Origin of the sequence: Pseudomonas sp. LB-090624, from assembly GCF_003205205.1 — a bacterium.
Taxonomy (GTDB): Bacteria; Pseudomonadota; Gammaproteobacteria; order Pseudomonadales; family Pseudomonadaceae; genus Aquipseudomonas.
The window spans coordinates 382102-404694 of the sequence record NZ_QJRL01000002.1 but is presented as its reverse complement, the minus strand read 5'-3'; the positions used below and the strand labels follow the sequence as shown (position 1 = coordinate 404694).

The window sequence follows — 22593 nt, the reverse complement described above, 5'->3', positions numbered from 1 at the left end:
CGTGGTTTCTCTGGTGAGTGTTTGGTCTTCGCAAACTCAACGTTAGCCAAGAACCACGATGACCATCCTCTTTCGCCTGCAGGGCGCCTTCGGCTGGTTCAGTTACACCACTTCCCGGGACACGATCTAACACGACGCACCGGCTTCCCGTTTCACCCTGCGCGCGGCGGCGCAGGACACCTGAAACTGGGGCGCATATGACCACTGAAATGCTGGGGCGTCAAATGTTGGCGCACAGCGATTTCGCATGAATACAAGAAGTTGCGCGTTTTTACTGACTTTTTTTCGAACTTTTGCGGACGCGGTCGTTTCGAACTGCACGATCGTATTTCGTTAACAAGTCATGGAGACTTTACGCATGCCTGCTCGTCATCTGCTACGTCACACTTGCCTGCTCGCCCTGATCGCCTCGCCACTGGCGGCCGTGGCCGCGCCCAGCACCGACCCGCTGTTTACCCTCGGCCTGTCCGGTGCCTACGACAAGTTCAAGTTCGAAGGCGGCAGTGAAACCGACAAGGAGCACCTGGGGCAGGGCGGTGTGTTCGCCACCTTTGGCAACAAGATGACCGCTGAGTCTGGCTTCATCTACCAGCTTGGTGCCGAAGCCAAGTTCGGCAAGAAGAACGACAACAAGCTCAAGGAAGCCCAGGCCGACCTCGACCTGGGCTGGCGCGCGGCGCTGGACGCTCGCAACTTTGTCGATGTGACCGTGGGGGGCGGCTACGGCTGGTCGCGTTTCGAGCCGGAACTCAACGACCTGGATACCAAGCTCACGGTGAAGTCGCCCTTTGCCAAGGCGGCGCTGGGCTACAACCATCAGTTCGACGCATCGACCTTGCGTGTGGAAGTGGGCGCGCGCCACACCCTCGATGGCCGAGCACGGTTGAAGGTGGATGATTTTGGCAGCGACACTGTCGACCTGAAGGACCGCACCAACCCGTATGCCGAGGTGACCTTGCTGATGAACCAGCAGGGCGGTTTGCCAGTGCAGGCTGGGGTCTACTACACCCGCACCGAATACAAGCTGGACGAGGATACCCCGGTAGCGGACAACACCAAGCTCAAGCGTGACGAGTTCGGTGTGAAGGTGGGCCTGGCTTTCTGAAGTCGAGTGGTTAGCGAGTCCGGCCTGGTCGCGGTTAACCCGCGAACCGGCCGGACGTGCACACGAGGGTCAGCGCCCGCGCCGGCGCGACACCCGCGCCTCGATATTTTTGCGCCCGATCAGCAGCGGCGGCTTCTCCACCACCGGCTCATCGGCCAGCCACTTGTACATCACCAGGCAATCCACCAGCCCCAGGCGGGCATGGCGGTAGGCCTTGGGCAAGCGGCCGACGGTTTCGAAACCCAGTTTGTGCCACAGCGCCACCGCCACTTCATTGGTCGCCACTACCGAGTTGAACTGCAACGCCAGGAAACCCTCCTGGCGCGCCAGTTTCTGCGAGTGCTCGCACATCAGCCGGGCCACGCCGCGACCGCGTGCCTGCTCGCAGACCATGTAGCCGCAATTGCCCACGTGTGCGCCGGGCCCGGCGGCATTGGCCTTGAGGTAGTACGACCCCAACAGTTGGCCATCTTCTTCGGCCAGCAGCGTGTGCAAGGGCAACTCTAGCCATAGCGAGCGGGCCTGTTCAAAGCCCAGGGCCGGGTCGAAAGCATAGGTTTCACGGCCCTGGACAATGGCCTGAAAGGTGGGCCAGAAGCGTTCGAAGTCTTCGGCCGTCATGGGGCGGATGTGGATCATGCGGGTTCCTGCGCGGGCTAAGCCGCCCAGTCTGCGGGGCACGGCGCCGTCGCGCAAGGGCGGCGGCGCCGTTCGGGCTCAGCCGTTGGCCTTGCCCACTGCATCCATGGCCCGTGCCGAATAGACCAGCGCGGCTCCGGCGTTCATCGCCACGGCCACGCCGAGGGCCTCGGCAATTTCCTCACGGCTGGCACCCTGCTTGACCGCCTGTTGCGAATGCACGGCGATGCAGCCATCGCAGCGGGTGGTAACGGCCACGGCCAGGGAGATCAGCTCGCGGGTCTTCGCGTCCAGATGGTTGGTTTTGGCCCCGGCACCGCTGGCGGTCATGTAGCCGGCCACGGTGTCGGGTGACAGCTGCTTGAGATCGCCGATGCCGGCCATCAACTGCTTACGGTAGGCGTCCCAGTCCATCATGCTCATCGTCTTCACCTTGGGGTGGTTGCGAGTGGAGCTTTCAGGCTAGTCGAAGAGTGGCAGGTGTGAGGCTTGTACTTTGGGCGGAGCGCATGGCAATTGCGCCCAGCCATCAGATGTAGATGAACACCAGTACCAACGCAGCAACCACGGCCCACTTCTCCAGGTAGTAGCGCATGCGGTTGCGTTTCTTCAGCGCCTTGCCGCGTTCGCGGATCTTGTAGATGCGGGTGAACAGGCGGTTGATCCCGCCAGTCTTGTCGCCAGCCGTGTTGGGCGCGGCGGCAGCGGCCATGACGTTGCGGCTGAACCAGCGGTTGAACGCGGTTGCCCAGCGGTACTTGAGCGGGCGCTCGACATCGCAGAACAGGATGATGCGGTTGTGCTCGGTATTGTTGGCCGCGTAGTGGATATAGGTTTCGTCGAAGATCACACCTTCGCCATCACGCCACGAATATTTCTCGCCGTCCACGTTGATGTAGCAACCGTCATCGTTCGGCGTGTCCAGGCCCAGGTGGTAGCGGTATGAGCCCGCATACGGGTCACGGTGGCGCACCAGCTTGGCGCCCGGTGGCAGGGTGGCGAACATGGCTGCCTTGACCGTGCCGATGCCTTGCAGCAGTTCGGTGGTGCGTGGGCACAGGGCCATTGCCGACGGGTGGCTTTCGCCGTACCACTTCAGGTAAAAGCGCTTCCATCCGGTCTTGAAGAACGAGTTGAAGCCAACGTCATCATAATTGTCGGACTTCTTGATTTCGCCCACCTGCAGCAACTGGCGGCCTTCCTCGCGGATTTCCTGCCAGTGGTCCTGCAGCGGTTTCAGTTCTGGGAAGGCCTCGACCGGCAGGTAAGGCTTGGCCGGGTGCCTGGAGAACAGGTACAGGAAGCTGTTGACCGGTGCCAGGAAACTGGAATGGTCGCCCAGCTGGCGAGTCAGCTTGTGGCGAACACGACCGCGCAGGTGAACATAGGCGATCGAGAGAGCGAAGATGAGTACGAGTGCAATTTTCATGGACGTTTACTTGTCGAAAAAATAGCCATGCGTCATGGCATAAGCCCGCCAGCATAAACAATCATCGGGGTAGTTTGTACTGATTGTTATGAAACGACGGGGCGACATTGGTGTAATGCCCTACAGTCGTGCGCAATCGTTTCATGTTCAGGAGTTTGTATGGTTCAGGATATCCGTCCCAGTGGCAGCCCCTTCAAGCGACTGTTCTTCGCCCTGCCGGTCAGCGATACCCAGCGCCGGGCCCTGGCCCAGTGGCGGCGGGAGCTGAACTTGCGCAGTGGCAAGCCGGTGCCGGCCGCCAACTTCCATGTCACGCTGCTGTTCCTTGGCGATGTGGATGCCGCTCAGGTGCCAGCCATTTGCGCGGCGGTCGACCAGTTGACGCTGTCGGGAGCGGCGCCACGGTTGCTGCTCGACCGCTTGCAGGTGTGGCAGCGGGCCAATGCCTTGGTACTGGAGGCGCAGCAAATTCCACCGGCCCTTTTGCAACTGGTGTACGCCCTGCAGCAGGCGTTGCTGCCGCTGGGGGTGGAGGCGGCCAGCCGCGAATATCGCCCGCACCTGACGCTGTCCAGGGATTACCGCGGCCAGCCGCCAGAGGCCAGCAGTGCGCCAGCGTTTTTCCTCGGCGCCCGTCATTTCACGCTGTATGAATCGCGCAAGGGCGCTTACTGGCCGGTAGCGCAGTGGCCGCTTGCAGGCTGACCCCGGTGGCGATTTCGCTGCCCTGCCAGGCGTGGTTGAGGTGTCACGGCGCGAGGTAAGCGACGCCGATCGGGGCATGTGTCAAACCGGCAAGCTCTGGTACGGCAGTTCATCTCCAGGGCTGCGCTCGAACTGGCGCTTGTACTCGCGGCTGAACTGCGACGTGCTCTGGTAGCCCACCCGGTGCGCCGTCTGGGCGACACCCAAGCCTTCGCCGATCAGCATCTGCTGCGCCTTCAGCAATCGCAGGCGCTTGAGGTACTGCATCGGCGCCATGTCGGTGCAGCGCTTGAAGTGCTCGTGGAACGTTGAAACGCTCATGTTGGCGCGCGCGGCCAGCGTTTCCACACTCAGTGGCTCGCTGTAATGCTCGCGCACGTGGGCGAGGGCAGCAGCGATGCGGGCGAAGTGCCCCTGTTGCTCCACCAACGCCCGCAACACGCCGGCTTGTGGGCCACGCAAGGCGGTGTACAGCACCTCGCGCACCCGCGCCGGCCCCAACACCTTGGCGTCCATCGGGTCATGCAGGCAGCGTAATAACCGTTCCACGCTCTCGCGCATCGGTGCATCCAGCGCCGCCGAGGTCATCGATTGCGGGGTTTGCGCCTGGACTGCCGGGTCCGGCGCCAGGTCCATCTCCTGCACCAGTTCACCCAGCACGCCACGGTCGATATCCACCGCCACGCCCAACAGCGGCGCCTCGCGGGTAGCGAAGGTTTCGCACATGAACGGTACCGACAGCGCCTGCACCAGGTAATGCCCGGCACCATATTCCAGGGTCCGTGGCCCCAGGCGTGCCAGCTTGCTGCCCTGGGCCAGGATCATCAGGCTGGGTTCGTAGATTTGTGGGCTGCTGGCCACATAGTGGTCCCAGCTCAACACCTGCACCTGGGGCAGGTGCGTCGGGACGAAGCCGGGGCGGCTGGCGAGGCTTCGGATCAGCGCGCAAAGCGGCGCATTGGCATCGACATGGCGGGTCAGTTGCATGGAACACCACGGGCAGAGAATCAGACAGCTTAATCATCGCAGATTGAAGGCGTGGCGTCAGATGGGGAAGGCATGTTCGGAGAATCAGGCATGCATGCCGGAGAATCCGCTGTGGGCGTAGCGTTGAACGGCGGGCAAAATGCGTCGCCTGAATCGTTTCACTTTACTGCGAGGTCCTGCATGTACACCGCCATCGGTTACGCCGCCCAAACCCCGACCAGCCCTCTGGCCCCCATGACCTTCGAGCGCCGCAGCCCGCGCCCGGACGATGTCGCCATCGAGATCCTGTACTGCGGTGTGTGCCACTCCGACATCCACCAGGCGCGCAATGAATGGGGCATTGCGGTGTACCCGCTGATGCCTGGCCACGAGATCATCGGCCGCGTCACCGCCACAGGCGACAAGGTTACCGCGCACAAGGTCGGTGACCTGGTGGGCGTTGGCTGCATGGTCGACTCCTGCCGCCACTGTGAGGCGTGCGCCAAGGACCTGGAGCAATACTGCCTGGAAGGCCCGACCATGACCTATGCCACCCCGGACCGCGTGGATGGCAGCAATACCATGGGCGGTTACTCCAGCAGTATCGTGGTCAGCGAGCACTTCGTGGTGCGCATACCGGCCGGCATGGACCTGCCCAGCGCTGCGCCAATCCTGTGTGCCGGCATCACCACCTATTCGCCGCTCAAGCATCACGGCATTGGCCCTGGCCACAAGGTCGGCATCCTTGGCATGGGCGGCCTCGGCCACATGGGCATCAAACTGGCCAAGGCGCTGGGCGCGGAAGTGACCCTGTTCACCCGCTCCCAGGCCAAGGCCGAGGAAGCCCGGCGCCAGGGTGCCGACCATGTGATCGTGTCCACCGATGCCGAGCAGATGCGTGCTGCGGCCGACCGTTTCGATTTCCTGCTCGACACCATTCCGGTCCAACACGACCTCAACCCGTACCTGGAAACCCTGAAGTTCGATGGCGTGCACATCCTGGTCGGCCTGATCGAACCGATCGACCCGGCAGTGCATGCGGCCAACCTGGTATTGAAGCGCCGGGTGCTGGCGGGATCGTTGATCGGCGGTATTGCCGAAACCCAGGAAGTACTGGATTTCTGTGCAGCGCACGACATTCGTTGCGATATCGAGATGCTGGATATCCGCAACATCAACCAGGCCTATGAGCGCATGATTGCCGGGGATGTGAAGTACCGGTTCGTGATCGACATGGCTACTTTGCAGGGCTGATCGGTCGGTTGCCTGGGCTGGCCCTGGCGCGGGCCAGCCCGCGAAGAGGCCGGTGGGGCAATGTGAATGCCCAACCTGTCACCAGGCCAGTGCCTTGTCCCAGCCCTTCCAGAACAGCCAGCGGCGCACCTCGCCGTGCGCCCCGGTCCCGATCTGCCACGCAGGCCGTCCGCTGTCCAGGGCGATCACTGACACAATTCCCGCATGGCTCGCTGCCACCAGCGTGTGCCCGTCGGCACTGATGTCCATGGCACTGATGGTCGACCCCAGGTAGTGCTGCCAATGCTCCTTGCCATCTTCGCCAAAGGCCCGCAGGTAGCCATAGGCATCGCCCACGATGTACTCGCCAGCGCGCGCTACCCCGGCATACACCCGGGCGCCATCCTGCACCAGCGGGGTCCGCGGATCCTGGCTGTAGTAGTCGGTTTTCAACCCGGGCAGATCGACCACCCGGACCGCCAGCGTGGCACCGCTGTAGAAGTGGCAGGCATTGAGAATCACCTGGTCACCGGCACGGTTGAACAGCGCAAAGTGCGGGTATTCGCTGCCGGGGCCGACCTCTGCCACAAGTCGGAGCTGGTCGTCCAGCACCAGGTGGCGGCTGCCTTGCTCGCCGACCACGATCAAGCGGCCATCTGCCGACACCCTGCCATGCTCCATGCTCAGCCCCAGGCTGACGTCTTCCGGCTCGGTGCCTTCAGCCAATGCGTCGAGTACCCGTGCCTGGTGCGGCAGCAGGCGTGTTGCCCCCGCGCTGGCCAACACGAAGATGCCTTGGGCACTCACCAGCAGCACGCGCTGGCCATCCGGAAAGGGAATGAGTGCGGTCGGGGTGGGTGGCAGGTCGAACGGTTCGAACGGGTAACCGGCCGGCAACCCCTCCAACCCTGTCGGCCAACCCAGGCGCTGCACTTGCGGGCCCCCCCAGCCATCGGTCACGCGCACGCCCTCGGCATTGGCCAGGGCAAAGTAGCGGCGGGCCGGGCAGCGGCCGAAGTGCTCGATGCCGATTACCGGGGTCACCCCGTGGCGATCGATACGTACCACCTGGCCTTTGTCGTAAGGCATGCCAATGCGGGCCATCAGGCTGCCGTCGTCCAGCAGCAGGACATTGCCGATGCCCTGGCCGTGTTCATCGAGCAACGGCAGCAGAGGGTGGTGAGCCGGTGGCCAGGCTTCGCGAAAGGCCAGGCGCTGTTGCTCATCGACGCCAGCGCGGTTGGCTTCCTGCAGGGCTGCCAGCCAGGCTTCGAGCAGGTGCTCGGTTTCTGGCACCTGAGGTTCTGCAAGGTTGTCCCAGCCTTGCGTACGGCCCTGTGCGACATAGTCGTTGACGGCCAGGGCGTAGGCGGTGACCGCCTGTTGCCACTGCTGCTGGGGGTGCGGCTTGTCCATGAGCGGATCGGGCTCCTTGTTGCACACGCGTTTCACACAAAACGCGCATGGTACCCCTTCTGCCCGAGTTGCGGTTGTGAGGCCCCGGCTTGACGCGTACCATGCCGGGCATTCCTATTTATAACAAAGCGTACGTTGGCAGCCCCGCAAATGGGCGGCTGGCGTGCGATTTGTCGCTTTGTCTGCGGAGAAGCTTTTTTCACCCATGAACGGACCCATCCCCACCCACCTGCCGCCGGCGACGGGCAGCGGCAGCTGGCTGAGCGTCATTGCCCTGGCCCTGGCTGCCTTCATCTTCAACACCACCGAGTTCGTCCCGGTGGCGTTGCTCAGCGACATTGGCCGCAGCTTCGACATGAGTACCGCCCAGGTCGGCCTGATGCTGACCATCTATGCCTGGGTGGTGGCGTTGGCCTCGCTGCCGATGATGCTGCTGACGCGTAACATCGAACGGCGGCGTCTGTTGCTGTTCGTGTTTTTGGTGTTCATCGTCAGTCACATGTTGTCGTGGCTGTCGCAGAGCTTTGCCATGCTGCTGGTCAGCCGTATCGGCATTGCCCTGGCGCATGCGGTGTTCTGGGCCATCACTGCGTCGCTGGCGGTGCGCGTTGCGCCGCCAGGCCAGCAGGCCAAGGCGCTGGGCCTGCTGGCCACCGGTACTACCCTGGCCATGGTCCTGGGCATCCCGCTGGGCCGTGTGGTGGGCGAGGCACTGGGCTGGCGTATCACTTTCCTGAGCATAGCCGGGGTGGCGTTGGCCACCATGCTGTGCCTGATGAGGTCGCTGCCGCTGCTGCCCAGCCAGAACTCCGGTTCGTTGCGCAGCTTGCCGATCCTGTTCAAGCGCCCGGCGCTGGTCATTACCTATGTGCTGGTGACGCTGGTGATTACCGCGCAGTTCACCGCGTACAGCTACATCGAGCCGTTCGCCCTGCACGTAGCGCAAATTGGCGGTGACCGCACCACGTTGCTGCTGTTGCTGTTCGGGGGTGCCGGGGTGTTTGGTTCGCTGCTGTTCAGCCGCTACAGCGACCGCTTCCCGCATGGCTTCCTGGTGGGCTCGATCGGTGTGCTGGCGGCATGCCTGTTGCTGCTGTTGCCGCTGTCGGGCAACTTCTATGTGTTCGCTGTGCTGAGCATGTTCTGGGGTGTGGCGATACTCAGTTTCAGCCTGTCGTTGCAGTCGAAGACGCTGAAACTGGCGTCCGACGCTACCGACGTGGCCATGGCGCTGTTCTCCGGCATCTACAACATCGGCATTGGTGGTGGTGCGTTGCTGGGCAGCATTGTCAGCAGCCAGATGAACGTGGCGAACATCGGGCTGGTGGGCGGTGGCGTGGCGGTGGTCGGGTTGCTGCTGGCTGTGGCCAGTACCCGTCGCTTTCGTGAGGCGCTGTCGCACTGACCTCGAGCCCAGGCGCACTTTCTGGCTGCGGCCTCGAGCCTGCGGGGTACCTGTGGGGGGCGGGCTTGTCCCGCGAAGCATCCAACACGGTGCATGGCACCGGCTCCGCCGGTGTTCGCGGCTGAAGCCGCTCCCATGGGGGGCGCGCAAGATCCTGGAAATTGACCAAGACAGTTGCTCCGACAGGTCTCGCTTAGCTTGCAGCCGAGGGCTCAAGCCAGCACGGCGGCCCAGGCAGAAACCAACAAAATCCCCGCCAACACCTGATTGAACACCCGCAACCGCTGCGGCGCCTGCAACCAGCGCGTACTTCCCACCCCCAGCATCGCCCACGCCGTCATGCAGGGCAGAGCGATAAGCCAGAACACCAGCGCCAGCATCCACACCGGCAACGAGGGTGCGGCGAATACCCCGACCACCGCCACAGCCATCAACCACACCTTGGGGTTCACCACCTGCAGCGAGGCGGCGCTGAATGCGCTGAAGCCTTGCCCATTGCCTTCCCGCAGCGGTGCAGCGGCACTGCGCAGCATCTTCCACGCCAGCCAGCTCAGCCACAGCACCCCGGCCCAGCTCATCAGCTGTTGCGCCAGCGGGTGACGCAACAACAGCTCGCCCAGCCCCAGCCCGACCAGCAAAACGATCGTCGCCGCCGCGCCACAGGCCGCCAGGATCGGCGCCAGGCTGGCACGCAGGCCCAGTCGGGCGCCATGGGCCAGGATCAACAGGTTGGTCGGCCCCGGGCTGATACTGGACACCAAAGCAAACAGGATGAAGGGCAACAACGACTGCGACATGGTCAAGCACTCCGAGAAATCGAAGCACCATGCTCGCGGCTTGCAGGCACTCAGTCTGGAAGGTTTGAGCAGCGCCTGCGGTAGTCCGCTGGGGTCAACTGGTAGGCGCGACGGAACCAGCGGCCCAAGTGACTTTGGTCGGCAAAGCCCAAGGCCACGGCCACTTCGGCAGGCGTCTGGCCCTGGGCAAGCAGACGCCGCGCACGGGCCAGGCGCAACTGGATCAGGTAGGCATGCGGTGCAATGCCGAACGCGGCCTTGAATGCACGGGTGAGGCGAAAACGGTCGATGCCGCAGGCTTGCGCCAGGTCCTCCAGGCCGATGTCGCGTTCCAGGTTGGCGTGCAGGTAGTCCCGCGCGCGCTGCGCGGTCAGCGGCAGGCGCGGGTCGGGGTTGACGCGCCGGCGCCAGTGCAGGTGGCGGGTCAGGCAGGCCAGCAGGTCATCGGTGGCGGTTTGCCGGACGATACGCAAGTCCCGGTCGTGCACGGCGCGGAAGGCGAGGGCGGTGGCCCGGGCCAGGCGGTCATCCTGGCACAGGGTATCGGCAAAGCTGGGCAGGCTGTTGCCTGGTGCTTGCTCGAACAGCGCCCGCAGTTGCTGGTCGAGCCAGGCCGGCTCCAGGTACAGCGTCGAATAGGTGAAGCCTTCGTCGGTGGGGGCCAAGCCGTCGTGGATGTCGCCGGGCTCAAGCAGGAACACCTGCCCGGGGGTACTGCGGTGGCGCACCCGGCGACAGTTGAACTGCTGCACGCCCTGCTCGGTCACGCCGACCAGGAAGCTGTCGTGCCAGTGCGGGTCGTAGGCATGCCCGACAAAATGCGCACGGACCGACTCGATGCCGGTGTCGGCATCTTGCTTGAAGTCGATCCAATTGCTCATGAAGGTGTGCCTTGGGGGTAAAGGGCTACCTTAGCGTACCCGGCCTGTTCAGTCTGGAACGATTGTGCAGCCGTTGGTCAGTGCCCGGTCACGCAGCTGGTCGAAGCGCTCGCGCAGCCAGCGGTGCAATTGCGTCACCGCAGGCGTGAGTTGCTTGCGGTGTGGGCAGACCAGGGTGACCGGGGTCGCTTCGCCGAGGAGTTCGGGCAAGACGATTTCCAATTCTCCGGCGGCAATGTTGGCGCTCACATCCAGCCACGATTTATACACGATGCCCTCGCCTTGAATGGCCAGGCGGCGGATGACGTCGGCATCGTCGCTCACCAGTGGCCCGTGCACGTGCACGGTGCGGTTGCCCAGCTGCCATTTGTCGTACACCCGGTTGTGCTGCATGTACAGCAGGCAGGCATGTTGCTGCAGGGCGTCGGGGTTAGACGGGCGACCATGGCGGGCCAGGTAATCGGGTGAGGCGACCAGCACACGGCGGTTCCAGGCGGCCAGCGGCAGGGCAATGTAGTTGGCGTCCTGGTTGAGGCCATAGCGGATGGCCACATCCACTGGGTCGCGGTTGAGGTCGGCAATCTGGTCGGAGAGGAAGAAGCGCAGCTGCAACGCCGGGTGCTCACGGCGAAAGGCACTCAGCCACGGCAGCAGCATATTGCGACCCATGTCGGACGGCGCCGAAACCTGCAGGGTGCCGCGCAGGGTGTTGGGGGTGCCGTGCAGGTCCTCGTGGCCTTGGCGCAGGCTTTCCAGCACATTCAGCGCGGTGGGCAGGTAGCGCTCGCCCTCGGCGGTGAGGCGCAGGCTGCGGGTAGTGCGGGCAAACAGGCGCACATCCAGGTCGCGCTCCAGGCGCTTGATTGCAGCGGCCACCTGGCCAGGCAGCAGGCCGGCTTCGTGGGCGGCGGCAGTGAAACTGCCCAGCACGCTGCTGCGGGCAAACAGTTGCAGGTCGGTGACGCGCAGCATTTTCACTCCAGGGATGAAAGTGTTGCTGAATATTCCCACTTTTTCTTTTAGTAGGGAAATATAAGATGCCAGGCAAACCACGTTCACACCGGAGCTGTTGCATGGATACCGTCTCGCTGGCCAAGCGCCGCTACACCACCAAAGCCTACGATGCCTCGCGCCGTATTCCTCAGGCCACTGTCGATGCCCTGCTTGAACAACTGCGCCACAGCCCGTCTTCGGTCAACTCCCAGCCATGGCACTTCATTGTTGCCGACAGCGCTGAAGGGAAGGCCCGCCTGGCCAAGAGCACAGCCGAACGCTATGCCTACAACACCCCGAAGATTCTCGACGCCTCGCATGTGATTGTGTTTTGCAGCCGCACCGAGATGACTGAAGCGCACCTGAACAGCGTGCTCGACCAAGAGGCTGCCGACGGGCGTTTCCGTGACGAGCAGGGGCGTGCGGCGCAGAATCAGAGCCGTCGCCATTATGTGGACCTGCACCGTTTCGACTACAAGGACGTGCAGCACTGGATGGAGAAGCAGACTTATCTGGCGTTGGGTACGGCCTTGCTGGGTGCGGCAGCGCACGGGCTGGATGCCACGCCGATCGAAGGTTTTGACAGTAAGCTTCTGGACGCAGAACTGGGGTTGCGCGAGCGTGGGTTCACCAGCGTGGTGATGCTCAGCCTGGGGTATCGCAGTGAGAGCGATTTCAATGCGGGCCTGAGCAAATCGCGGTTGCCTGCTACGCAGGTATTCACCTTCCTGTGAGTTCCTGGGGCCGCATCGCCAGGCGAGGGGCGCGGCCTTGGCCAGCGCGTCCCAACGCCGCCCAGGTTGTGCAATGCTGAGGCATTCCCCTCGTCGAGCGCGGAGCAGTGCCTGGTCCCAGGCTGGCATTGCTCCGGCATATGCCGCATACTTGTCGGCAAACGCCGAATGAGGACCTTGCCATGCTTGCCGAAGTGCTTCGCGACAACGGTTACCATGCGTACCGGGCGCGCCTCGAGGCGCTGCTGGAAATCCCCGAATTCGCCAGTGACTTTGAAATCCACACCCGCATTACCCATGGTTTCGCAGCCACTTGGCTGGTGACACTGACCGAGCGTGGGGTGTTCACCCCCGTGGAGCGTGACCAGATCATTCCGTTGCGTACCCTGAAAACCCGCATCGAACGCGACCAACCGCTTACCGTGGAAGAAAGCGATCGGCTGTTCCGCTCGGCGCATATCACCGCCATGGCCGAGGCCGTGTTCGGCGAAGCGGGCAAGGCCAAGCGCTGGTTGTCCAAGCCCAAGGAGCGCTTCTCGGGGCTGACGCCGATGCAGATGCTCACCACCCAGCAAGGCACCACCCAAGTCGAAGAGATGCTGTTGCAGATCGCCGAGGGTTTTGGTCTGTGATTCTATGGCGCATCAGCGCTTATGCAGACTTGAGCGGTACCGGCGGCTTGCGTGTCAGTGGTCGCTGGCACCAGGCGGGGCGGCCGGTTGTGTATGCCGCCACCAGCCCGTCGGGGGCCATGCTCGAGGTGCTGGTGCACCTGGAGATCGACCCCGAGGATTTCCCCACCACCATGCGCTTGATCCGCATCGAGTTGCCCGACACCGTTACGCAAGCGCAGCTGCCTGCCTTGCAGCCTGGCTGGTCTGGGCATACCGAGCTGACCCGCGCCCTGGGCAACCGCTTTCTGGACGACTGTTCAGCGTTGCTGTTGCCAGTACCGAGCGCGATCATGCCCAGTACCACCAATTACCTGTTCAACCCCCGGCACCCGCAGGCGCAGAGCGCGACGATCCAGGTCGAGGACTTCACCCCCGACAGCCGCTTGTTCTGACGCGTGTCTACCACAGTGCTGCCGATGCCGCTGCCAGCACCCGGGCGAACACTTCAAGCGCCTTTTCTACTTCGGCGTCGGTGCTGAAGCGGCCGATGCTCAAGCGTAGGCTGTTGCGTGCCTGGTGCTCATCCAGCCCCAGCGCCAGCAGCACATGCGACGCTGCATTGCTTGCCGAGTTACACGCCGAGGTGGTCGACAACGCCAGCTCGCTGGCCAGCGCTGCACTGTTGAAGCCGGTGTGGGCGATGCGCAGGTTGAGGGTATGGGGAATGCGCTGCGTAGCGCAGCCATTGAGGGTGACGCCGGGTAATGCCAGCAGGCCTTCGCGCAGGCGCTGGGCCAATTGCGCAAGGCGCAGGTGCTCGCTGTCGCCGGGTTGACCGGCCAGGGCGAAGGCGCTGCCCATACCGGCGATCTGGTGGGTTGCCAGGGTGCCTGAGCGCAGGCCCTGTTCATGGCCACCGCCGTGTATCTGCGCACGCATCAAGGCGCGGGCGCGTGGCCCCACATAGAGCGCACCGATACCCTTGGGCCCGTACACCTTGTGTGCCGAGAACGACATCAGGTCCACAGCCATGGCGCTGAGGTCGATCGCCAGCTTGCCAACGGCTTGCGCCGCATCCACATGCAGCAGGGCGCCATGAGCGCGAACGCTTTCGCCAATCGCGGCAAAATCGGTGACTGTGCCCAGTTCGTTATTGACCGCCATCAACGATACCAGGCGGGTGTCGGCGCGCAACGCTGCTTGTACGGCAGCTGGCTGGATCAGGCCGGCGGCATCCGGTGCCAGGCGGGTAACGGCCCAGCCCTGGCGCTGAAGTTCGGCCACGGTGTCGAGCACTGCCTTGTGTTCCAGCTGGCTGGTGATCAGGTGCCCGGGCTGGCCGACGCCTTGGGCAATGCCCTTGAGCGCCAGATTGTTCGACTCGGTCGCGCCAGACGTCCACACCAGGTCCGCAGCTTGTGCACCGACGCGGTCGGCCACTTGCTGGCGGGCATGCTCCACTGCATCGCGGGCCGCCTGGCCGAAGGCATGGCCGCTGGATGCCGGGTTGCCGAAGTTGGCCTGGCTGCCAAGGCAGGCGAGCATGGTCTCGATGACCCGGTCGTCGACCGGGGTAGTGGCGGCGTAGTCGAAGTAGAGCGGGGCGCTAGGCATTGGGGCGGGTCCATGTCAGTCGGCGATCGATGCAATCAGCGTACCCGCGGTTTGAGAGATATTTTTCACTTACAGCAGCTCTGAGCCGTGATTCTGCGAAAAATATTTCTAAAGTGAGTGATTTAGATAGAAATATTTTCTCGCTCTGATGCAGGGCATGCAAGCAGCCCCTCGCTGACCTGATCAGGCTGGCGCTACAGCCCTTTCTTCATCGGCCACCACACGCTCGCACAACTCGGTGATCTGCTCGCGCATCCAGCGGTTGGCCGGGTCCTGGTCGGTACTTTCATGCCAATACAGGTGGGTTTCCAGCGCGGGCACTTCCACCGGCAGGGGGTGGTAACGCAGTTGATGACGGCGGGCGAATCGCTCGGGCACAGTCATCGCCATGTCAGTCTGCTGCAACACCTGCGAAGCCATCAGGTAGTGTTGCGACCGCAGGGCTACCTTGCGCTGCACGCCCATCTTGCCCAACGCCAGGTCGACATAGCCCAGGCCGTTGCGGCGGCTGGAAATATGGATATGGGTCATGCCCAGGTAGCTGTCGAGGGTCAGCTTGCTGTCGGCCAGCGGGTGACCCTGGCGCAAGGCACACACGTAACGGTCCTGCATCAGTTTGACGTGACGTACTTGCGGGTCGGTGTTCAAGGGGGCGTCGATGGCGAAGTCCAGGCGGCCAGCAGCGAGTTCCTTGGTGGTCTCGCGGCGCTTGCACAGAAAGCTTTCGATCAACACCGCTGGGGCCATGCGGCGCAGGCGCTGGAACAGTGGCGGCAGGATTACCGCCTCGGTCAGGTCGGTCATGCTGATGCGGAAGGTCTTGTTCGCCTGTTGCGGGTTGAAGATGCGGCTTTCCTGGACCGAAGTGCGCAGCAGCGCCAGGGCGTTGCGCACCGGGCCGATGATGTTCTGCGCCATGGGCGTGGGCACCATGCCTTGCGCAGTGCGGACGAACAGCGGGTCGTTGAAGGTTTCGCGCAGCCGCGACAGGGCGTTGGACACTGCTGGCTGGGTGATGCCGACGATCTGCCCGGCGCGGGTCAGGTTGGCTTCGGTGTAGATCGCATCGAACACGATGAACAGGTTGAGGTCGACCTTGCTGAGGTTCATGGGCGCCGCTCTTTGTTGGAATTATCAGCCGATCATATATCGGTTATGAATGTTTATACACGCGGAAAATAGACTAGGTGGATGGGGCCATGCTGCTCTAGGCTCTGGCCATGTACTCCGAACCGTGAAGGTAGCCCCGATGGATTTCGCCTATTCGCCCAAGGTCCAGGCACTGCGCGAGCGCGTCACAGCGTTCATGGACACCTACGTCTACCCCGCCGAGGCGGTGTTCGAACGCCAGGTTGCCGAGGGCGACCGCTGGCAGCCAACTGCAATCATGGAAGCGCTCAAGGCCAAGGCCCGCGCCGAAGGGCTGTGGAATCTGTTTCTGCCCGAGTCGGAATACGGCGCTGGCCTCAGCAACCTGGAGTACGCCCCACTGGCAGAAATCATGGGCCGCTCGTTGCTCGGGCCAGAGCCGTTCAACTGCTCGGCGCCGGATACCGGCAACATGGAAGTGCTGGTGCGTTATGGCAGCGAGGCGCAGAAACGCCAGTGGCTGGAGCCGCTGCTGCGTGGGGAGATCCGGTCGGCATTCGCCATGACCGAGCCGGACGTAGCCTCCTCGGACGCTACCAACATGGCCGCCACAGCCGTGCGTGACGGTGACGAATGGGTCATCAATGGCCGCAAGTGGTGGACCTCCGGCGCGTGCGACCCACGCTGCAAGGTCATGATCTTCATGGGCCTGTCCGACCCTGAAGGGCCACGCCACCAGCAGCACTCGATGGTCCTGGTGCCCACCGATGCGCCGGGCGTGAAGATCGTCCGCCCGTTGCCGGTATTCGGCTACGACGATGCGCCGCATGGCCATGCTGAAGTGCTGTTCGAAAACGTGCGGGTGCCCTATGAAAACGTGATTCTCGGCGAGGGCCGTGGTTTCGAGATCGCGCAGGGGCGCCTGGGCCCGGGGCGTATCCACCACTGCATGCGTTCGATCGGCATGGCCGAGCGTGCGCTGGAATTGATGTGCAAGCGCTCGGTTGAGCGCACGGCGTTCGGCCGGCCACTGGCACGCCTGGGCGGCAACATCGACAAGATCGCCGACTCGCGGATGGAAATCGACATGGCCCGGCTGTTGACGCTGAAAGCGGCTTACATGATGGACACCGTCGGCAACAAGGTGGCACGCAGCGAAATTGCGCAAATCAAGGTGGTGGCGCCGAACGTGGCTTTGCAGGTAATCGACCGGGCGATCCAGATGCATGGCGGGGCAGGGGTGAGCGGCGATTTCCCGCTGGCCTACATGTATGCCATGCAGCGCACCCTGCGCTTGGCCGACGGGCCGGATGAAGTGCACCGGGCTGCAATTGGCAAGTATGAGATTGGCAAGTATGTGCCGGTGGACTTGCTGCGTAGCGGGCGATAGCGGGTTGCTACCGCAAGTTCGGGATAACTTGTAGGAGGCTTCTGATTCTCTGTTCCAAGCGCTTGAGGCCGCCCTGTGGGTGATAGGTTTCTAACCCTATCCACCCACAGGGAGCTTGAAGGTGCGCGTCAGTCTAGAGGGAAAAGGTCAGGCGGTAGATGGCGATGTGACCACAACGGGGGCCGTGTGTATTGCGACGGATGCCGGCTATCTCGACGAGGGTCGAATGGTGCTGCGCGAAGGTGACCACACCACGGCATGCCCTGTTTGTGGGCAGGTGGGAATGGTCGCCGAAGGTGTGGAGCATGTTATTTCCGATGGCCGCCGGGTGGCCATGGACGGTGCGCTGGTGCTCTGTGGTTGCTCGCCGGGCAGCAATCGGGTTGTTGCACCGGTGAATGAAATACCGCCGTCCAGGCATTCCGTTGCAGTGCGCCCGAACACCCACGCTGGCGAGCCTTCAACCCTCATTTACCCCGAACGTTTCTCCCAACCCATTGCCGTTGCAATGCCCGGTACCCTGGAGCCTGGCTTCTACGTTATTCCGCGACGCATGTCATTCGCACAGGTACTGCTGGAATTGGCCGAACACGATGCCACGTTGCCGATTTCCCGGCTGCAGCGGCTCAACCCTACGTTCGAACAGGGGTTCAAGGCCGGGGAAATCTTCGTTATCGGTGACCCTGACAATGGTGGCGCCTGCACCCGCGAGGAAGGCCAGCTGATGGCGGCGGCGCAGCATGCGCGGCGTGCGCTGGCGGTGCTCGATTTCGCCGAAGCGGACTTCATGATGAAGCATCAGGCCGAGATTGCGGGGTTGCTCAGCGACGCTAGCCTGTCCATGGGCGTGGGCAAGGACATGCTGGAGCAAGGCCTGAAGCAGGTCAGTCAGACGCTGACCAGTATCGAGCGACTGCACCAGCGGGAGTTCGTTCGCCACGGGCACTTGAACAGCCCGGGCTTTTTTGCTGAACGGCGGCGGCTTCTGCAGCAGCTGGATGGGCAGTTGAAAACAGCACTTTTGAACAAACAGTTGAACCTTGGGAACTATGAGCGCTTGAGGAAGAGCTTGGATATTTCGACCAAGAGTCTAGTCCATCACTGGTCGAACGCGGGCGGGCCGGGGCAGATTCCGGGGTATGCAACGCATCTGGATAAGGTGGCGCGGCTGAGCAAGTATCTTGAATATGGTGGGTATGCTGCAATTGGGCTGGGGGCTACGTCATCTTATCTGAAAGTGCAAGAGGTCTGTGTTGCAGGTGAAACTGAAGACTGCCGGAAAGTCCGATTCACCGAAACGGGTAGCTTCGCTGGTGGCTTAGGAGGAGGGATGGTGGGAGGTTACATCGCAGGTGCTGCCGCTGCCGCGCTATGCGGTGTTTTCGCGGTGGGTACCAGCGGCCTTGGTGTTCCCGTATGCGGGATTGTCTTGGTTGGCGCCGGCTCTGCGGCAGGCTCTATGGGTATTGGCACAGCTGGCGAGAAGGTCGGTGAAATGATTTATGAGGTGATGGATGATTGACTTTGATAGCTGGTCGCCATACTTGCGAATAGCTTTCTTAGTTGCGCCCTTCATTATCGGCCTTGTCGGCATTGCTATGAATGTACAGATCGCACTGTCGACGGATTTTGATATCGCTCTTTCAGCGATTACCAGCAATCCCTACCTGGAACAGATGAAGCCCGTGTGGGGCGGAGGGAATCTGAGGTCTCGATGTCTACTGATGAGCACGGTAAGCGCGTTGGTTACATTTCCTTGGCTTCATTTGCGCTTGGGATGGTTGGACGAGGCGGAACTTGAAAGGTTTCCGCCCAAGTTGAGGCGAAAATTAGGGGCAGCTCTTTGGCTGATCCTGATCTCATCAGTCTGGGGGGGGGTGGGTTATTTCATTATAAAGAAATGATCACCGCCCAGATTCGTAGGAAGTGTCAGATTTTTTGTGTGCAGGCCGGTAACGGCCTGCCGTCAGGCAGGCCTTGATTTCACCAGGTTGGCCTGATGAACCGATCTCCGTACAGAATCGCAAATTGATTCATCGCGCTTTTCCAATCATGGGCCGGTTTCCCCCAATTGGCTGTTATGTTGCGCAGTCCCAGCCAAATCAGTTCGGTCGCTGCGTCATCATTCGGGAAATGCCCGCGAGTCTTGATGACCTTGCGTAGCTGGGTGTTGATGCTCTCAATGGCGTTGGTGGTGTAAATCACCTTCCTGATGGCCGGTGGGAAGACGAAAAATGGAATCACTCGATCCCAGGCGCGCCTCCAGGCAGCCACCACCGTCGGATATTTCTCTCCCCACGGCCCGTTCTCAAACTCATCGAGCGCTTGCTCAGCTGCTTCGGCATTGATGGCTTGGCAAATCGGTTTCAGCTCCTTGGCCAGAGCCCGTCGCTTGTCCCAGGCCGCGTAGTCGAGGCTGTTGCGGATCAGGTGCACGATGCACGTTTGCAATGTCGTCTCTGGAAACACGGTACTGAGAGCCTCTGGCATACCTTTGAGGCCATCGGTCACGGCAATCAGCACATCTTCGACACCGCGCGTCTTGAGATCGTTAAAGACCTTCATCCAGAACTTCGCACCCTCGGTGTTCTCGATCCAGATGCCCAGGATATCCCGCGTCCCGTCGGGGAGAACGCCCAGGGCCAGGTAAATGGCCTTGTTGCGCACCAGGCCCTCTTCGCGGATCTTCACCCGCAGCGCATCGAAGAAAATGACCGGGTACATCGGCTCCAGTGGCCGCTGTTGCCACGCGCCAATCTCTTCCATGACCTCGTCTGTCACAGAGCTGATGAAATCGGGTGAAACGTCGGTTCCATACTGCTCGGACAAAAAGGCTCGGATCTCTCTGACCGTCATTCCACGGGCGTACATGGCGATGATCTTGTCATCGAAACCGGTATACCGCCGCTCATGCTTGGGGATCAGAATAGGCGCAAAACTGCCGTCTCGATCACGGGGAATTTCCAGCCGCAGCGGGCCATCGCCGGTCAAAACCGTCTTGCCACTCTTGCCGTTACGCTGGTTGGTTTCATCCTCTGGGCGCTGCGCGCCCGGCGGATAGCCCAAGTGGTGGCCAAGCTCGGCACTCAGGGCGCGCTCGATCAGGGCCTTCTTGAACGCCGCAGAGGCATCCTCGATAGCTTCTGCAGTCATCAGGCCCTCACCGAACTGCTCCAGCAGCTCTTTGGGGATTTTGGGCAGGTCACGCAAGGGTTTCTTTTTGGTTGGCATACATGCACCTCTTACTCATGTTATGCCCGAACACAAAATTTCTGACACCCTCAAGTAATGTGTCGTTTCAATACCCAATTTGCCATCGATGCGTGCCAGGGCTTCGTAACTGTCCGGGGTGGTATACACATACAAGCTGGCCAACCCACTCTGCACTTCTTGCAGCAAGCGCAACCCTTGCCAGTGAAACAACACTCGCCGACGTGGCTCTGGATAGTCCTTCTGATAAACCTCCTTGCTGATCCGCCTCCCCAGCGGGTCATAGGCAAACACCACCCGCTCAAGCTCGCCACTGCGGTACTGCTCCACGCAAACCAGCCGCTGCTCGGCGTCATACTCGAAATACTGCACCCAGTTGCTGCCGATCCGCTTCTCGCACAGCCGCCCAAAGCGGTCGTAGCGATAGCGCTTGTCCTGATACACCAACACCCGGTTGTGCTTGATCAGGCCATTGAGCTTGGGGCCGTCGAACAGATTGCCGGCCTTGTCGTACTTGAAATCCTCGACCTGCGTGGCTTGCCAGTTGGGGCGTGACTGCTGGACGGTTTGCAGTTGCTCGTTGAGGTCGTAGCCGTAACGGTTGTGTCCTGAGTAACTCTTGCCGGTGTGGGGCAGATCTTGGAATCGGCCGATGATCTGTTCGTGATGCGCGTTTTCGTCATTGGCAGCGCTGGTCATCCCGCGGCGCTGGGTCTGGGTCAGTACCTCCGCAATCAGGTTGTCGCTGGCATCGTAGCGATAGGCCTTGTCCAGCAGCGGCAGCACTTCAGCAGGAGCATCGCGGTAGTGAATAGCCTTGCCGGCCAGGCGACCGCTGGTGTCGTAGCGCGTGCGGGTGACCAGTTTGCCTTGGGTGCGCAGGACCTCGTCGTGCACCGCATCACGCTCGAAATCGCTGATCACCCGGCCGTTCAGGTTGATTTGGTGCAGGTGCCCGCTGCCGTAGTACAGGTGGTTGAGTTCGCGTTGGTCGGGCAGGACCAGGGTCTGCAGATTGCCCAGTTCGTCGTAGCGGTACTGCAGCAAGCCAGCGCTGTTGGTTTCGCTGAGCAGTTGCCCGTTGGCGTCGTAGGTGTAGTCGAGTTGCTGCTTCTTGCCCTGGTTGTCTGTGAAGGTGATGGACAGCAGATTGTCGGCGGCGTCGTAGCAGTAGTCGGTAGTGCCATCTTCAGTGCGCTTGCTGACAAGCCGGCCGATGGCGTCCCGCTCGAAGTCGTGGCGGATGGCAGCCGTCCGTGTCGGCGGGGCGTTGTCGGACAGGGGCGGCTGCTCGTCAGGCGAGGGCACATGGGTAAGACGAATGACCTCATCTAGCACGTTGTAGGCATAGAGGCGGCCACTGCCGTCCAGGTCTTTTTGTGCCACCAGCCGGTCCAGTTCGTCCCAGCCGAAGCGGTATGACTCGTCATTCTCGTTGGTGAGTTGCAGTAGCCGACCATAGGCGTCGTAGCGGAACTTCACGCTGTAGCCCATGGCGTCCGTGCGTTCGACCAACCGGCCGCTGGGGTCGTAGCGAAATTGCAGGGTTTTCTGGGCAGGGTCGATATAGCGCGTCAGTTGACCCGCGACATCAATTTCATAACGATCAATGCGACCGTCCGGACGTTCGCTTTCGACCAGATAGCCACGTGCGTCGTAGCGAAAGTGGGTGTGTTCACCCCGGGCATTGATGCTTTCGCGCAAGCGGCCATGGGCGTCGTAGTGATACAGCGTCTGGGCATTGCTGCAGTCGCGGTAGCTGAGCAACTGACCGCACGTGTTCCAGCTCAGGTACTTGCTCTTTTCGAGGGCATCAGTGACCTGGGTAACACGGCCTTCCGGGTCGAATTGGTACTGTGTCTCGCGCCCCAGCGGGTCCTGCTGCCAGAGCAGATTACCGTGGCTGTCGTAGCCGTATTGCCGAGTTCGCCCGGCTGTATCGGTGACCTGGACGGGCAGTGCCCAATGTCGCAGGTATTTGATGTGTTCGCTGCGGCCGAGGGGATCGCGGGTTTCGATCAGGCGGCCGATATCGTCGTAGCTGTAGCGCCATTCGCCTCCTTGCGGATCGATGCGCTTGATCAGCTGTTCGGCAATCACTTCTGCCTGCCAGCAGTTGCCCTGAGGGTCGATGTGTTTATAGACCTCGTACAGTGGCCCCCAGTAGTAGTGATCACGGCGGCCGAGGTTGTCCGTGACGAGGGTTTCACCGGCTTCCAGGTTGTACTCGAACCGGTACTCTTCACCATCGCTGCCCCAGTGGCGAATCACCTGCCACTCGTGATGGGGTTTGGTTTCTAGGTGTGGAGCAAATGCGCTCTTTTCCTCGTCAGCCCCAGGCAGAGCGGGGCTGCCTGGGATGTTTTAGTTAGA

Annotated in this window: 22 protein-coding genes; 10 read left to right on the top strand and 12 right to left on the bottom strand. The window is 62.1% G+C overall.

The window, feature by feature from the left end; all coding sequences use genetic code 11:
- The first annotated feature begins 358 nt into the window (after window positions 1–358).
- Window positions 359–1105, top strand: a complete 747-nt coding sequence (locus DMX11_RS03850) for an outer membrane beta-barrel protein (RefSeq protein ID WP_110743296.1) — start codon at window positions 359–361, stop codon at window positions 1103–1105.
- A 69-nt stretch (window positions 1106–1174) separates the two neighbouring features.
- Here DMX11_RS03850 and DMX11_RS03845 read toward each other — a convergent pair whose 3' ends face one another.
- The 3 genes from DMX11_RS03845 to lpxO all read right to left on the bottom strand — a co-directional run bounded on the left by DMX11_RS03845 (window position 1175) and on the right by lpxO (window position 3173).
- Window positions 1175–1744 carry a GNAT family N-acetyltransferase gene (locus DMX11_RS03845; RefSeq protein WP_110743295.1) on the bottom strand — a complete coding sequence of 190 codons (570 nt, stop codon included), beginning with the start codon at window positions 1742–1744 and terminating at the stop codon, window positions 1175–1177.
- Between the two features lie 78 nt (window positions 1745–1822).
- Window positions 1823–2167, bottom strand: coding sequence for a carboxymuconolactone decarboxylase family protein (locus DMX11_RS03840; RefSeq protein ID WP_110743294.1), 345 nt, complete (start codon window positions 2165–2167; stop codon window positions 1823–1825).
- A 106-nt stretch (window positions 2168–2273) separates the two neighbouring features.
- On the bottom strand, window positions 2274–3173 hold the full coding sequence (lpxO, locus tag DMX11_RS03835) for a lipid A hydroxylase LpxO (protein WP_110743293.1): 900 nt from the start codon (window positions 3171–3173) through the stop codon (window positions 2274–2276).
- A gap of 159 nt (window positions 3174–3332) precedes the next feature.
- On the opposite strand from lpxO, the gene thpR reads away from it, so the two are divergent.
- On the top strand, window positions 3333–3878 hold the full coding sequence (thpR, locus tag DMX11_RS03830; protein WP_110743292.1) for an RNA 2',3'-cyclic phosphodiesterase: 546 nt from the start codon (window positions 3333–3335) through the stop codon (window positions 3876–3878).
- A gap of 81 nt (window positions 3879–3959) precedes the next feature.
- Here thpR and DMX11_RS03825 read toward each other — a convergent pair whose 3' ends face one another.
- Entirely contained in the window at window positions 3960–4865 is a 906-nt protein-coding gene (locus DMX11_RS03825; RefSeq protein ID WP_110743291.1) for an AraC family transcriptional regulator, read from the bottom strand.
- 180 nt (window positions 4866–5045) lie between these two features.
- Between DMX11_RS03825 and calA the strand changes: the two genes are divergently transcribed.
- The gene (gene calA, locus DMX11_RS03820) at window positions 5046–6098 is read left to right on the top strand and encodes a vanillin reductase (RefSeq protein WP_110743290.1); all 1053 of its coding nucleotides are present in this window, start codon (window positions 5046–5048) and stop codon (window positions 6096–6098) included.
- A gap of 78 nt (window positions 6099–6176) precedes the next feature.
- On the opposite strand, the gene DMX11_RS03815 is transcribed toward calA, so the two are convergent.
- Window positions 6177–7493 carry a hypothetical protein gene (locus DMX11_RS03815; protein ID WP_110743289.1) on the bottom strand — a complete coding sequence of 439 codons (1317 nt, stop codon included), beginning with the start codon at window positions 7491–7493 and terminating at the stop codon, window positions 6177–6179.
- A 205-nt stretch (window positions 7494–7698) separates the two neighbouring features.
- On the opposite strand from DMX11_RS03815, the gene DMX11_RS03810 reads away from it, so the two are divergent.
- Complete coding sequence (locus tag DMX11_RS03810) at window positions 7699–8898, top strand: sugar transporter (RefSeq protein WP_110743288.1); 1200 nt, start codon at window positions 7699–7701, stop codon at window positions 8896–8898.
- A gap of 212 nt (window positions 8899–9110) precedes the next feature.
- On the opposite strand, the gene DMX11_RS03800 is transcribed toward DMX11_RS03810, so the two are convergent.
- The 3 genes from DMX11_RS03800 to DMX11_RS03790 are packed head-to-tail and all read right to left on the bottom strand — an operon-like array spanning window position 9111 to window position 11548.
- Window positions 9111–9695, bottom strand: a complete 585-nt coding sequence (locus DMX11_RS03800) for a LysE family translocator (RefSeq protein WP_110743287.1) — start codon at window positions 9693–9695, stop codon at window positions 9111–9113.
- A gap of 50 nt (window positions 9696–9745) precedes the next feature.
- Window positions 9746–10576, bottom strand: coding sequence for an AraC family transcriptional regulator (locus DMX11_RS03795; RefSeq protein ID WP_110743286.1), 831 nt, complete (start codon window positions 10574–10576; stop codon window positions 9746–9748).
- 48 nt (window positions 10577–10624) lie between these two features.
- Window positions 10625–11548, bottom strand: a complete 924-nt coding sequence (locus DMX11_RS03790; RefSeq protein ID WP_110743285.1) for a LysR family transcriptional regulator — start codon at window positions 11546–11548, stop codon at window positions 10625–10627.
- A gap of 101 nt (window positions 11549–11649) precedes the next feature.
- Here DMX11_RS03790 and nfsB point away from each other — a divergent pair, with 101 nt between their 5' ends.
- The 3 genes from nfsB to DMX11_RS03775 all read left to right on the top strand — a co-directional run bounded on the left by nfsB (window position 11650) and on the right by DMX11_RS03775 (window position 13369).
- Window positions 11650–12303 carry an oxygen-insensitive NAD(P)H nitroreductase gene (gene nfsB / locus DMX11_RS03785; RefSeq protein WP_110743284.1) on the top strand — a complete coding sequence of 218 codons (654 nt, stop codon included), beginning with the start codon at window positions 11650–11652 and terminating at the stop codon, window positions 12301–12303.
- 182 nt (window positions 12304–12485) lie between these two features.
- Complete coding sequence (locus tag DMX11_RS03780) at window positions 12486–12935, top strand: antitoxin Xre/MbcA/ParS toxin-binding domain-containing protein (protein WP_110743283.1); 450 nt, start codon at window positions 12486–12488, stop codon at window positions 12933–12935.
- The gene (locus tag DMX11_RS03775; RefSeq protein ID WP_110743282.1) at window positions 12932–13369 is read left to right on the top strand and encodes an RES family NAD+ phosphorylase; all 438 of its coding nucleotides are present in this window, start codon (window positions 12932–12934) and stop codon (window positions 13367–13369) included. The genes DMX11_RS03780 and DMX11_RS03775 overlap by 4 nt, the downstream gene beginning before the upstream one ends.
- Before the next feature lie 7 nt (window positions 13370–13376).
- On the opposite strand, the gene DMX11_RS03770 is transcribed toward DMX11_RS03775, so the two are convergent.
- A complete protein-coding gene (locus DMX11_RS03770; RefSeq protein ID WP_110743281.1) occupies window positions 13377–14531 on the bottom strand; it encodes a cysteine desulfurase family protein in 1155 nt (384 codons plus the stop codon).
- Window positions 14532–14714: 183 nt separating this feature from the next.
- A complete protein-coding gene (locus DMX11_RS03765) occupies window positions 14715–15641 on the bottom strand; it encodes a LysR family transcriptional regulator (RefSeq protein WP_110743280.1) in 927 nt (308 codons plus the stop codon).
- Window positions 15642–15780: 139 nt separating this feature from the next.
- Here DMX11_RS03765 and DMX11_RS03760 point away from each other — a divergent pair, with 139 nt between their 5' ends.
- The 3 genes from DMX11_RS03760 (at window position 15781) to DMX11_RS03750 (ending at window position 18914) form a co-directional block, all read left to right on the top strand.
- Window positions 15781–17010: an acyl-CoA dehydrogenase gene (locus tag DMX11_RS03760; RefSeq protein ID WP_110743279.1), complete on the top strand. Its 1230-nt coding sequence runs from the start codon at window positions 15781–15783 to the stop codon at window positions 17008–17010.
- A 121-nt stretch (window positions 17011–17131) separates the two neighbouring features.
- Entirely contained in the window at window positions 17132–18532 is a 1401-nt protein-coding gene (locus tag DMX11_RS03755) for a PAAR domain-containing protein (protein WP_110743278.1), read from the top strand.
- Window positions 18525–18914 carry a hypothetical protein gene (locus DMX11_RS03750; protein WP_110743277.1) on the top strand — a complete coding sequence of 130 codons (390 nt, stop codon included), beginning with the start codon at window positions 18525–18527 and terminating at the stop codon, window positions 18912–18914. Before DMX11_RS03755 ends, DMX11_RS03750 begins: the two co-directional genes overlap by 8 nt.
- A 79-nt stretch (window positions 18915–18993) precedes the next feature.
- On the opposite strand, the gene DMX11_RS03745 is transcribed toward DMX11_RS03750, so the two are convergent.
- Both DMX11_RS03745 and DMX11_RS03740 read right to left on the bottom strand, forming a co-directional pair.
- Window positions 18994–20241: an IS256 family transposase gene (locus DMX11_RS03745; protein ID WP_110743276.1), complete on the bottom strand. Its 1248-nt coding sequence runs from the start codon at window positions 20239–20241 to the stop codon at window positions 18994–18996.
- 15 nt (window positions 20242–20256) lie between these two features.
- Entirely contained in the window at window positions 20257–22491 is a 2235-nt protein-coding gene (locus DMX11_RS03740; RefSeq protein WP_256590494.1) for a hypothetical protein, read from the bottom strand.
- Window positions 22492–22593: the final 102 nt, after the last annotated feature.